A 10,616-nucleotide genomic window follows, 5' to 3' on the forward strand; every position below is an offset into this window, starting at 1 on the left:
CAGAATCCAAATCCGGCCCCACCTGATCGACGGCTGCCTCACCGCCACGGGCCTGGCTATCAACCCACCGACCCCACCCTGAAAACCTCAGTAGCCGTCCGAGCTCGGAGCGGGCAGCGGCCTTGGAAGCTCGTCCTGGGCGCCCGCCAGCACGCCTGTGGAAACGGGAATCTTGTCGTGCGCGAGGAGCCGCACGACGACCGCACGCCGGTCAAACTCGGGATGCACGGTGGTGCCGGCCAGGGGGGCGGGGAAGTCGAGGTGGTGACGCCAGTTCACCACTGCGGCCCGGCCGACGCGGGCGATCCCGGGCGACCTTGGCCAGCAAACCCCGGTCCTCACCTGCGGTACGGGCACGAGGGCGTGGAGAGGGGAGCGGCGGCCCGCGGCGACGGTGCGGACGGCGCGCCAGTCGACGGCCAGCCGGGTGAGGGGCAGGAGGGCGATGTCCTCAGCGGAGTACAGGGGCAAGGCCGCCCCGCCCGCGACCCCGCTCCCCTGCAGGGTGGGGCTATCCGGTGAGGGCGAGGTTGTACAGGCGGGCGATGCCGTGCATCGCGTGCTGCACTCCATCGCCTCTCAGGCGGCAGTCGCGCAGGATCTTCCAGGTCTTCATCCGGGCGAAGGTGTGCTCGACGCGGGCGCGAACCGACTTGTGAGACTTGTTGTGTGCCTGTTTCCAGTCGGGCAGATCCTCTCCCTTGCGGCGGCGATGCGGCATGACGAGCCCGGTACCCGGGTAGCCGCCATCGGCGATGGCCATTGTGTTGCCGACGGCGGCCTTCGCGCCGGACTCCGCCCAGGCCCGGCAGTCGTTGCGATTGCCCGGTAACGGCCGGCCGACCATCACGACCAGGCGGGTGTCGGCATCGATGACCACCTGATGATTGGTGGAATAGCGGTAGTTCTTCGACTGCTCGGCCACCTTATGGTCACGGGTGGGCACCAGGGTGCCATCCACGATCAGCACCGCGTCCTTGGCGAACCGCTGGCGGGGATGCAGCGCAAACTTCGGGCCGAGGTCGTCGATCACCCGGTCCACGGCTGACTTCGACACACCGAACAATAGGGCCAGTTGTCGCATCGTCAAGTTCGTCCGCCAGTACATGACGACCAGCAGCACCCGGTCCTCCAACGACAACTTCCACGGCCGGCCCCTGCCCGGGGAGTCGGCACCCTCGCGACGCAGCACGGTCACCAACCTGCCGAAGACGCGGGGACTCAGACCGGTGAACGGAACTATCCAGGACGGCTCGGATGCCGTGATCACGCCTGACACGGTCGAGATCATCGCAGAGCAAGATCACTTACGGGACAGCCCTTAGATCGCTGCTGAGTATCCGTATCGGAGTTTCCAGCTACCACATGGCATGATGCGGCGTCATGACGACAATCAGCGACTCGCAACGGGTTGAGCAGCTCATCGTTGATGTTCGAAGGCTCGGCCTGACACGGCGAGTCTCCGGACGTGTACGAGTTGCTGTGAGACGCCGCGTTCACCTGCAATTATGGCTGCTCTACTGCGGTTTGATCGCTGTTCTCACGCTGGGGCTATGGACTGGACTGACACTTCTACAGCCAAGTTCCAAGATCTACATCCATCTCATGAAAGATGTACCAGATCAATATCAATCAGACTCACGGTTTGAATTTTATAAGGTCACTACACGCTTAACGTCTTACGTTTTTACAGTTCCCTTCTATGCCATGGCACTGGGTGTCGCAGCCATGCCCACATATTTCTTAGATTCCCGCCGATCCTCCCAACCCGTAATGGGGGAGGGTGGCACGAGATGGCTATGGGCCGCCCGCAGGTACGCCCTAGTCATGGAAATCGCCAACGCGATATCAGCATGCGCCAAGGCTCGAGAAGCCGGCGGCGAACGGCGCACCGAGGCACTGCGCGACGTCTCCAGACAACTTGCACCCGTTGCCCGAGGCCTGAGAACCGCGTACAAGCAGCGCGGCACAATTCCTCGGCGGTCTCCCCGCCGCGCGGCACTGGACACTCATGCACGTCAAGTCATTGCCGCGCTCCGCAAAGCCGAAGCCAGACTTGACACTGATCCCAACACGGCATTGCGTGACCTCGCCGACTTACTGCTGACCGTTGCCGACCGCTACTGCGAAGCTCGTGTGGGTGCCCTGCTTGATGAAGCCCAGCTCGACAGCGCCCAGGCACGGTCCGAGCGTGAGTGGCTTCGCATTGCCGTTTCAGCTCTGATGCTTGCCGGAGCGGCCATAGGAATTACCGCACTCAGCCTCGCCGATAGTGCCGAGCCTGTCGTCATTGCCTGCGCGTGCCTGTTCGTTTTGGCCATCGTCTGGAACCGCCGCATTCGCCGAGCACTTGACCTTCTGAGTATCGTTCTGGGGCCGTGACTGGCCCGCTGGCCAGTCACGGCTGGAAACCACTCGGTTGCGCGCTGGCCATGGGCCCCGCATCGCTCTCCTCGAGGTCGCCGCGTCCCTTGCAGCGCACCACCCCGTCGACCTGTGCAAGGCGGCCCGGGTGATGCCCGCGGCGGAGTGGCGGGACGTGCTCAGCCGTCTGGAGTCGGCCGCCGACTTCATCTGACCCGGGCCTCGGTTCTACGCCGCTGTTCCTTGCCGATGCGCTGCAGGACTGGCTGGGGTCGTCCGGCACGCCGGACGAGGACGTAGCGGAGTTCGTCGGGTGGAGCGTGGAAGAAGTCGCCCGGCACCGTGAGGAAGCCTGACACCCTGTCCCCGGGTCGGCCTTCACGGGGTCGGCCCGGATGACCCACATGCATCAACCCGGGGGGACCATGACCGACACGACCGCGGACCGGGGTGACGCGGAGGGTGTAGCCCCGGCCGCGCCGATGGGCACGCCCTGGTCGAGCGCGGCCCGCTCGGCGTCGTTCAAGCCGGCGGCGCGGAGACCCTAGTTGTGCCGGTCGGGTAGCCGGGGCCCAGCAATGGGCTCCGGCTACCCGACCACCACACCTAGTCCATGGGCAGAGTGTTGGCCCACGCCGCGAACGCGGCCCGGGTTCCGGATCCGGCGACGCCGTCAATTGCGCCGGAGTAGTGCCCCCAGTACTTCAGGAACCGCTGAAGGGCCGTGATAGTCCCGGATCCGACGATGCCGTCGATGGAGCCGGTGTAGCCGTAGTTACGCAGGAGAGCCTGCATGGCCTTCCAGCTGCCGCTTCCAAGCTGGCCATCGACCGCTCCCGTGTAGCCCCAGTCGTAGGCCAGCAAGAGCTGAACCCTTTTCGCCTGTGAGACGCTCAGCCCGAGGTTGACCACCTCGGTAGCCGAGGCAGGCCTGGCGACCAGACTCGGGGACTTCTCCTCCGGTACCGCGAAGGCAGTACCGGAGGCCGCCAGGCTCCCGGCGGCGATCCCGGCCAGCGCCGTGGCCGTCGCGAATGCCTTCACTAGCCTGCTCGATCGCATGTGGTGCCCTTTCCATGACAACCCGCAGCACGGGTGACCGCTCTGGACGCGGACGACTGTGGCATGGGCCCCGCCGAGCGCGGGCCGGGATCATGAAGGATGTCCAGTAATGTGCCGTACTGCGCAAGGCCGGAGCAGGTCAGGCGGGGTACGGCTGAGGGAGCATGTCCGGGTGCCTGGCCCGATTTCACCGTGAGGAAGAACGAGGGCTTGTCGCCGACCCTCGGCCGGGCTTCCCGTACACCACGCAGTCCGCATCACAGCGCCAGCACTCGAACTCGAAATTCACGCCGCCCTTCCTGCCCCGCCCGCAGGGCCGTCATTCTTCGTGGAAGCGGGCAGGGCAGGGCCTCAGTCGAATTCAGGACGGCCTGTCAGGCGGACAACCCCACCAACAAGGACTAGCCAATACGCCCGTAGAGGGTGTCTGGGCGGCGGACAGCTGGCCTCCCGGGCACCGGCTCTGGACCTACAGCCGGCGCGTGGGCGCCTTCCTCGTCGGGGCCGCCACGGTCGGGGCCAGCCTCGCGACCATCGCGCCAACCTTCAGGTGACGAACTGGCCACGCCCCGTCTCGCCCCTGGGAACCACCCGTCTAGGGAATGGCGGCGCCCCTCTTTGCTCGCGATGATCTCCGCATCCAACCAAAGGGGACATGATGCGCAAGCTCTGGCCAACGGTCGCCGTGGGCATGACCGCCGCCTTCCTGGCCGCTGCCGCACCGCAAACCACCGCAGCGCAAGAGCTGTGCCCCCCGGGCAAGTTCTGCCTCTTCGAGAACTCCAATGGTCGCGGCGACTGGGCGAGCTACACCTCAGCCACAGCCGACGTGCGGCGGCAGGGCCTGACTGCGGCCAGAGCAGATGCGAACGTGTCGAAGCAGGTCTGGTGCGTATGGAGCCAGCCGAACTACAAGGGCACCAAGAAGGTCCTTCCGCGAAACAACCAGGGGCTCCACAACCTGGGCGGAGCTTTCCTCTCCGCAGCATCAGCAAGCACTTCGCTCTGCTGATCGAAGGCCGGAACGCCAAGCGAGGACGTAGCGGAGTTCGTCGGGTGGAGCGTGGATGAAGTCACCCGCCATCGTGAGGAAGCCTGACACCCTATCCCTCACTTTCGGCACCTACTGGAAGCCAAGATCCAGACAGCCTCCCCAGTCGCAGAGCAGTAGGAGTTCCAGGTGGATGACGTACATGGTGCGGAGGAGGTAGCCAAGGCGCTGCCCGCCCCCAGGTTCCGGGTGGACAGCACAGGATGGGTATCGCTGCAGGGCACCGCGGAGTGGTGGCGCAGCCAGATCGACTCCGATGACTGGCCGGCCATTGCCGAGCAGATGGCGAGGGAAGGCGAAGCAGCCGTCCGGCCTGGCATCTGCCGGGCCATCGGCGCGACCACCGGCAGGCCGTGCAGGGTCGATACGCGTTTCGAGCCCTGCCCTCACCACGGTCCTGGCAACGAGAAGAACCGCTGCGGGGCATCCACGACCAGCAGCACGTCGTGCCGGTGGAACCTCGTCGTGAACGGGCCGTGCCCGAACCACCCGGAGACGTACGAGCGAATCCTTGAGGAACAGAGGGCACAGGAAGCGGAGCTCCGCAGGCAACAGGAAGCGAAAGAGGAAGAGAACGCGCGGCGCGCCGAGGAGCGCAAGCGCTCGGCGGAACAGCTCCTGTGCCCCTACTGTTCCGCCGAGCCAGGTTCGGCCTGTGTCAACCAAGGCACAGCGGTGGCAGCCGCAAAGACTCACGGTCCCCGGCTCCGGCTCCTCGATCACACTCGGGCCGCAGTGATTCCTTGCCCGTCATGCGGGGAGCCAGCCGGGTCTTTGTGCCGGACATCGACGGGAAAGCAAACCGCAGAGGCTCACGCTCCTCGGCGTCAAGCCGACTGATAGTTGTGGCCTTCCCGTACACCACGCAGTCCACGCTCCCGGTCAGGCCCAGTACAGCCGATGCCTACATCAGGCGCGGCCAGGGGTTATGTAGGTGATGCCGACGTCGCCGGCGAACGTCGCGGCGAGAGCCACCACCCGCCAGATGGCTTCGGGGATGCCGTCCCGGGGCCCGTCCCAGGTGTCGTTGAGAAGGTCCACGACCAGCGACACGGATGCGCCGTCCGGCCCGTGGGCCGAGAACTTGACCTGCTGCGCCGTCCAAGGCATCTCTCGGGGCGACGCGAACTCCACCAAGGCGTGGTAGGCAACGAGATCCGTGCCGTCCTGGGTGAGGACGAGCGTGCCCGCCTGGAGGTCGAGGCCGACCTCCACCTGGGTATCCTCCTGCGTCACGACGGGGTCGCCGGTGGCACTCAGCTCCATGCTGCTCTCCAAGATGGAAGGGGTCGTGTCGTGTGCCGAGCATCGCAGCCAACGGGCTCTCGTGGGGGCGGTTGTCCAGCACGCCAGCAAGCCGACGTGTTGGCATGCTCCGGCACGTCTGATCCGTTCAGTCCTCGTCGTTTCGGATGATGCCGCCTGGCACGTGCGGGTCGAATCGGCCAACGCGCATGGCCTCGATGCACTGCAGGACACGGGCGAAGGACGTCAGCCCGTACGTGATGTATCGCGTAGGCGAGTCTCCAGTGACGCTTTCACGCTCGATGGGAACGCCGCCCATGATTGCCCAGTACGTATCACGCACCTCGTGCTCGGGATGAGCCCCGACCCACGCCATCTCGACGTCCGACGCGAACTCGTTGGCGGACGTGCAGGTGTACTGGTCCCAGTCCGTCACGGGCTTGGTCGGGTCGAGCGCGGCGATCGTACGTACCTGTTCGATGCAGCGCTCATAGATGCGGGACAGCTCAGCGTTCAGATCTTGGCTCATCAGGGTTTCCCTCCCCGCGCCGGACCGTCCGGCGACTGGTGAACCCTGCCCCAGATCGCGGTGGAACAGTCGCACCGCCATATACGCGATCCAGTGGCCCGAGAAGGAGGAATCGGTCCTCTAGCGGCCAGCTGACGAAAGCGCCCGTGTTGGAGGTGGCCGCGCTTTATCGTCCACTGCATGGCAGCGAATCGAGGACCGCGGGCGGCCAGAGACGGCCGGGAGTTACGTCTTTGGAAGGTTGGCTGGGCCCTGATAGCCATCTTCGCTGCGGCGATCCTGGCGGCGGGCAGCGTCTTCTACAGCCTGATCGCCCTGCTGGACTTCCAGGAGATCGACACCACCGCGAAGCTCGACGCGAAGACGCTCTTCGACCTGGTGAAGCTCTCCTTCGGGGTGGTAGCCGGGGCCGGTGCACTCGTCGCCCTGGTTGTCGCCTACCGCCGCCAGCGCGTCGACGAAGCCGGCGCCCACCGCGAGGCAACCCGGCTCCACACCGAGCGCTTCTCCCAGGCCGTCGACAAACTCGGATCCGACTCACCCGCAGTCCGACTCGGCGGGGTCCACGCCCTGGCCGGCCTCGCCGACGACGCCCCCGACGACAGCCTCCGTCAGACCTGCATCGACGTCCTGTGCGCCTACCTCCAACTCCCCTTCACCCCCGACCCGGGCGACGACCCCGCCCACCAAGAGGAACGGCACGGCTACCTGGCCTTTCGTAAGGTCCGGCACACCATCCTGCGCCTCATTGGCGACCACTACCGACGCCCCCAGGGAGCCCACCGTTCCTGGCAAGGCTGTGACCTCGACCTCACCGGCGTCACCATCGACGGCGACATGGACTTCCGCGGCGCCGTGTTCTCTGGAGGCAGGGTGGATTTCAGCGGCGCCGCGTTCTCCGGCGCCACTGTGGACTTCCGCGGTGCGGTGTTCTCCGGCGCCACTGTGGACTTCAGCGACGCGACGTTCGCCGGCGCCGTGGACTTCGGCGCCGCGACGTTCGCCGGCGGCGCCGTGGACTTCAGCGGCGCCGCGTTCTCCAGCGGCACCGTGGACTTCGGCTACGCAGTGTTCTCCGGCGGCGGGGTGAATTTCAGCGGCGCCGCGTTCTCCGGCGGCACCGTGTACTTCCTCCGCGCCGCGTTTTCCGGCAGCGCCGTGTACTTCCTCCGCGCCACGTTCTCCGGCGGCACCGTGAGTTTCACCCGCGCCGCGTTTTCCGGCGGCACGGTGTACTTCGGCAGCGCGACGTTCTCCAGCGGCACGGTGCACTTCGGTGCGAGGTTTTCCGGAGCCACGGTGGACTTCAGCGACGCGGGGTTTTCCGGGGCCACGGTGGACTTCAACGGCGCGAGGTTCACTGGTGGCACCGTGGGCTTCGGTAGTGCCATGGGTCCGGTTCCTACTGGACTTCTCACTGCCATCGGAACTCCTGCTCCTGCAACGATCGTCCTTGCTTCTGCTTGGTTGCCGTAGGGCTGGGGGCGGAATCGGTCGTATACGCCCCCGCGCGCCAAACTTCCGCACTGCCGCGGCCACCGCCAGGAATGGTGGCCAGCGGCGTTGTACGCCCCCTGGGGCGCCATACGGCCACCCGGGCGCACCAGGGGCCGGGCAGCATCCGGGCGCGGCCCCTACGCCGCCCTCCCTCGCCGGTGCTGCGCCTCATCCGGGTCACCAGCCGGCATGGTCGGCGAGTCGTCCTCGCCCCGGTTCCGGCCCTCGACCAGGCCGTCGCACGCCCAGTCCTCCCAGCACCTCTCGCACCACCACTCCCCAGGAGCGACGTGCACCAGATCGTCGAGCACCGACAGGCTGTGGCACTTCCCGCAGGATCCGCCCATGCTCCCGACGGTCCGTCCCAGGTCCGCCCCCGGGGAGGGGCCAGACGGGGCGCACAGGCGCTCAGACCCAGCTCGGGGCCTTCCCCTGCACCATGCGACACGTGGGCCACGCAGGCCTGCCCGTATGGCCTACCAGATGTGTGCTGGCGGTACGGTGTCCCCGGGCTGGGTCTGACTCACCACCGGTGATCGGTTTTCACCCCAGCCCCTTGTGCCCCCGGATCAGCGCTCTGGCCCGGGGGCACGACTGTGCGCCAAGCCGCCACGTTCACCAGATGGTGTCAAGACGTCACAATCAAGACTGCTGCTCGCCAGAATGCTGTCCATGACCGGACATGCCCCCAAAGACGGCTACATCACCTACGTCCTGGCACCCGCGCAGGTCCGCCTCGGTGACATCACCGACCACTTTGACGGACCTCTCCGTATCACTGAGATCACCCAGCGCCAAAGCATCTGGACCCTGGGTGGCAAACACCCTGACGACTACACCCCGATTCAGGAACTAGAGGCGCCGCCGCTCGTCAGGCACGTTCCCTCAGGGAATGCCGTGCGCATCCATCGCAGGCCGGCCTACGGCGAGGCTCTCCGAACACCCGGCCACACGCGCACGATCGAAAGCCATAACCCAGTCCGCCGCGGCTGCTACACACACGTGGACGGCTGGAACGCTTCCTGCTCCTGCGGCTGGGCAAGCCCCACAAACCCGCACCAGGGAAAGAACCCCGCAGCCAGGGCGTTCCAGCTCCATCAGGTTGAAGTACTCACCGCTGCCACGGGCGACAAATACCCGAATCTGGCCCGGATCCAGAACCTTGAGCAGCAACTTGGAGAGCGTCTCGTGTGGGAGTGGAGGAGCAGGCACGCGTCCGCCGAACTGGTGGGTAAAGAAGACGTGCTCAGGACCCGTCTGGGTCGCTGGGCCAACGCCTTGGACACCGAGGTCATCGAGACCGAGAACCCGTACTGCCCCCCGCCCCAGCGCCTTCTGCGAGTGTCCGCGCCGATGCCTGCAACGGGCGGATCGAGTGCCGGCTTCGACCTTCGGGCAGAACTCGCCATGGTGGAAGCGCTGGTCTGACCGCTTGGGGCGCAGTCGTGGTGTCCCCGGCCTGTCAATGCCGCCCTCGGCCTGGCACGACGACCACCAGGTCGACTGAACTCGCCTGGTTTTCGCCCCGGCTGTCAGTAGACGCTGCCAGACTGGCCGAACAAGCCCAGCACCCCGCAGGAGACCGCCGTGGACCTGGACCTCACCCCACAGGACAGCATCCGGTGTTCCGCTGCGCACTCTGACGACCCGACCCCGTGCGCTGGTCCGCAGGACGCAGTGACAGTCCTCGACGGCAGCGGCGGCGCGGCCGCGGGGTGCGAGCATCACGGGGCCCGGATGCTGGCCTCGATCGACGGGGCCCGTGTCGAGCCGGGCAGCGTGGTCGGGGCCGCAACCCGGGCTTTCGCGGCCGCGGATGTCCTGCGCCCGTTCTGCTGGTACGAGGACTCTCCCCGTACGGAGCCGGCCCAGCTTTCCAACGCCGAGAACCGGGCATCTGGTGTCACCGTGTAGTCCTGCCCAGGTAGGGGTGTGCCCCAGGTATGCCAGAAACCCGCCACGGGGTGATCTCGAGGTCCTGAGTAGGGCCACCCGTCACCCGTTCAGCTCAGCGCCGTTGGTGGTGACGTCGGATGTCGTCCGGGGCGGGGTGGGCTGTGACCTCGATCGAGAGGACCCCGCATCTGCAGTTCAAGCGCTACGCCGCCCCCACGACTGAAGCCCCCACCGGCGGCTGCTGAACTCGGCCTTGTTGAAACTCGATACAGTCGTCAGCACGAAGGACTTGAGCACGGTCGCTTGGCACGGTGACCAGGTGTCACGCTGCGAGTTCACGGACTGCTGGAGCGGGGGGACGGATGGACAGCGAGGCTCTCGTAGGCCTGATCGCGGCCGCAGGAGCCTTGTTAGGCACTGCGATCGGGGCGGGCGGCGCCGTAATGGCTGGTCGCCTCCAGGGTCAGGCTGCGCGCTACCAGGCAGATGTTCAGGCCGAAGCGCAGCGCAAGCAGTGGCTTCGAGGTCGTCGCCTGGATGCCTGCGTCCAGTTGAACCTGCACTACAGGGCCCTGAGTCATCTGGCCGCGTCGTGTCATGACGGCGCGAGCATCGGGGCTGGTGCCCCCCTTAGCGAAGACCAGCAGAGGGCAAACCATGACGAGCTAGCCAGGCTTACTACCCGAATGAATGAAGCAATCGCTGAGATCGAGCTCGGGGAGTCGAAGGAGCTCTACCACTGGGCGATGTCACTGTTGGCCATTGCGCGCAGTCTCATCGAATTGCACCACGATGCGGCGTACCAGCAGACCAGCAACATGGCCTTCGCCACCTCAACGCGGTTCCGCGAAGCGGTGCAGAAGGCATTCGCCGCATGAGTTACTGAGGTTTTCGGGTTGTCGTCGGGTAGTGACGGTTCATGATCCCTGCGATATGCCGGTGGTATGCGTTATCCGGAGGGTGGGGGCTTGA

The 10,616-nt window shown here is 66.3% G+C and carries 14 protein-coding genes; 8 read left to right on the top strand and 6 right to left on the bottom strand.

Going from position 1 to position 10,616, the window contains the following annotated elements; translation table 11 throughout:
* Positions 1-87 precede the first annotated feature (87 nt).
* Complete coding sequence (locus ACWCXX_RS39230) at positions 88-471, bottom strand: hypothetical protein (RefSeq protein WP_451135830.1); 384 nt, start codon at positions 469-471, stop codon at positions 88-90.
* 40 nt (positions 472-511) lie between these two features.
* Positions 512-1,279, bottom strand: coding sequence for a transposase (locus ACWCXX_RS39235; protein WP_451135854.1), 768 nt, complete (start codon positions 1,277-1,279; stop codon positions 512-514).
* Between the two features lie 548 nt (positions 1,280-1,827).
* Here ACWCXX_RS39235 and ACWCXX_RS39240 point away from each other — a divergent pair.
* Together ACWCXX_RS39240 and ACWCXX_RS39245 are read left to right on the top strand one after the other, a co-directional pair.
* Positions 1,828-2,382: a hypothetical protein gene (locus tag ACWCXX_RS39240; RefSeq protein ID WP_451135832.1), complete on the top strand. Its 555-nt coding sequence runs from the start codon at positions 1,828-1,830 to the stop codon at positions 2,380-2,382.
* 37 nt (positions 2,383-2,419) lie between these two features.
* Positions 2,420-2,578 carry a hypothetical protein gene (locus ACWCXX_RS39245; RefSeq protein WP_451135834.1) on the top strand — a complete coding sequence of 53 codons (159 nt, stop codon included), beginning with the start codon at positions 2,420-2,422 and terminating at the stop codon, positions 2,576-2,578.
* 392 nt (positions 2,579-2,970) lie between these two features.
* On the opposite strand, the gene ACWCXX_RS39250 is transcribed toward ACWCXX_RS39245, so the two are convergent.
* Positions 2,971-3,426: a peptidoglycan-binding domain-containing protein gene (locus tag ACWCXX_RS39250; RefSeq protein WP_451135836.1), complete on the bottom strand. Its 456-nt coding sequence runs from the start codon at positions 3,424-3,426 to the stop codon at positions 2,971-2,973.
* A gap of 655 nt (positions 3,427-4,081) precedes the next feature.
* On the opposite strand from ACWCXX_RS39250, the gene ACWCXX_RS39255 reads away from it, so the two are divergent.
* Together ACWCXX_RS39255 and ACWCXX_RS39260 are read left to right on the top strand one after the other, a co-directional pair.
* Positions 4,082-4,438: a peptidase inhibitor family I36 protein gene (locus ACWCXX_RS39255; protein WP_451135838.1), complete on the top strand. Its 357-nt coding sequence runs from the start codon at positions 4,082-4,084 to the stop codon at positions 4,436-4,438.
* A gap of 321 nt (positions 4,439-4,759) precedes the next feature.
* Entirely contained in the window at positions 4,760-5,317 is a 558-nt protein-coding gene (locus ACWCXX_RS39260; protein WP_451135856.1) for a zinc finger domain-containing protein, read from the top strand.
* 69 nt (positions 5,318-5,386) lie between these two features.
* Here the strand turns inward: ACWCXX_RS39260 and ACWCXX_RS39265 are convergent, their stop codons facing one another.
* Both ACWCXX_RS39265 and ACWCXX_RS39270 read right to left on the bottom strand, forming a co-directional pair.
* The gene (locus tag ACWCXX_RS39265; protein ID WP_451135840.1) at positions 5,387-5,743 is read right to left on the bottom strand and encodes a hypothetical protein; all 357 of its coding nucleotides are present in this window, start codon (positions 5,741-5,743) and stop codon (positions 5,387-5,389) included.
* 127 nt (positions 5,744-5,870) lie between these two features.
* Positions 5,871-6,332, bottom strand: coding sequence for a hypothetical protein (locus tag ACWCXX_RS39270; RefSeq protein WP_451135842.1), 462 nt, complete (start codon positions 6,330-6,332; stop codon positions 5,871-5,873).
* A gap of 99 nt (positions 6,333-6,431) precedes the next feature.
* Here ACWCXX_RS39270 and ACWCXX_RS39275 point away from each other — a divergent pair, with 99 nt between their 5' ends.
* The gene (locus ACWCXX_RS39275; RefSeq protein ID WP_451135844.1) at positions 6,432-7,727 is read left to right on the top strand and encodes a pentapeptide repeat-containing protein; all 1,296 of its coding nucleotides are present in this window, start codon (positions 6,432-6,434) and stop codon (positions 7,725-7,727) included.
* 158 nt (positions 7,728-7,885) lie between these two features.
* Here ACWCXX_RS39275 and ACWCXX_RS39280 read toward each other — a convergent pair whose 3' ends face one another.
* On the bottom strand, positions 7,886-8,095 hold the full coding sequence (locus tag ACWCXX_RS39280) for a hypothetical protein (protein WP_451135846.1): 210 nt from the start codon (positions 8,093-8,095) through the stop codon (positions 7,886-7,888).
* Positions 8,096-8,420: 325 nt separating this feature from the next.
* Between ACWCXX_RS39280 and ACWCXX_RS39285 the strand changes: the two genes are divergently transcribed.
* The 3 genes from ACWCXX_RS39285 to ACWCXX_RS39295 all read left to right on the top strand — a co-directional run bounded on the left by ACWCXX_RS39285 (position 8,421) and on the right by ACWCXX_RS39295 (position 10,522).
* A complete protein-coding gene (locus tag ACWCXX_RS39285; protein WP_451135848.1) occupies positions 8,421-9,176 on the top strand; it encodes a hypothetical protein in 756 nt (251 codons plus the stop codon).
* Positions 9,177-9,425: 249 nt separating this feature from the next.
* Positions 9,426-9,662 carry a hypothetical protein gene (locus ACWCXX_RS39290; protein ID WP_451135850.1) on the top strand — a complete coding sequence of 79 codons (237 nt, stop codon included), beginning with the start codon at positions 9,426-9,428 and terminating at the stop codon, positions 9,660-9,662.
* 344 nt (positions 9,663-10,006) lie between these two features.
* Positions 10,007-10,522, top strand: coding sequence for a hypothetical protein (locus ACWCXX_RS39295; protein ID WP_451135852.1), 516 nt, complete (start codon positions 10,007-10,009; stop codon positions 10,520-10,522).
* Positions 10,523-10,616 lie beyond the last annotated feature (94 nt).

The sequence above is a fragment of the Streptomyces sp. NPDC001732 genome, from assembly GCF_053596315.1.

What these genes read in the sequence shown, in the direction of transcription:
- ACWCXX_RS39240 (WP_451135832.1), top strand. Translation starts at nt 1,828, where the DNA reads ATGGAAATCGCCAACGCGATATCAGCATGCGCCAAGGCTCGAGAAGCC.
- ACWCXX_RS39250 (WP_451135836.1), bottom strand. Translation starts at nt 3,426, where the DNA reads ATGCGATCGAGCAGGCTAGTGAAGGCATTCGCGACGGCCACGGCGCTG.
- ACWCXX_RS39255 (WP_451135838.1), top strand. Translation starts at nt 4,082, where the DNA reads ATGATGCGCAAGCTCTGGCCAACGGTCGCCGTGGGCATGACCGCCGCC.
- ACWCXX_RS39260 (WP_451135856.1), top strand. Translation starts at nt 4,760, where the DNA reads ATGGCGAGGGAAGGCGAAGCAGCCGTCCGGCCTGGCATCTGCCGGGCC.
- ACWCXX_RS39265 (WP_451135840.1), bottom strand. Translation starts at nt 5,743, where the DNA reads ATGGAGCTGAGTGCCACCGGCGACCCCGTCGTGACGCAGGAGGATACC.
- ACWCXX_RS39270 (WP_451135842.1), bottom strand. Translation starts at nt 6,332, where the DNA reads ATGGCGGTGCGACTGTTCCACCGCGATCTGGGGCAGGGTTCACCAGTC.
- ACWCXX_RS39275 (WP_451135844.1), top strand. Translation starts at nt 6,432, where the DNA reads ATGGCAGCGAATCGAGGACCGCGGGCGGCCAGAGACGGCCGGGAGTTA.
- ACWCXX_RS39280 (WP_451135846.1), bottom strand. Translation starts at nt 8,095, where the DNA reads ATGGGCGGATCCTGCGGGAAGTGCCACAGCCTGTCGGTGCTCGACGAT.
- ACWCXX_RS39285 (WP_451135848.1), top strand. Translation starts at nt 8,421, where the DNA reads ATGACCGGACATGCCCCCAAAGACGGCTACATCACCTACGTCCTGGCA.
- ACWCXX_RS39295 (WP_451135852.1), top strand. Translation starts at nt 10,007, where the DNA reads ATGGACAGCGAGGCTCTCGTAGGCCTGATCGCGGCCGCAGGAGCCTTG.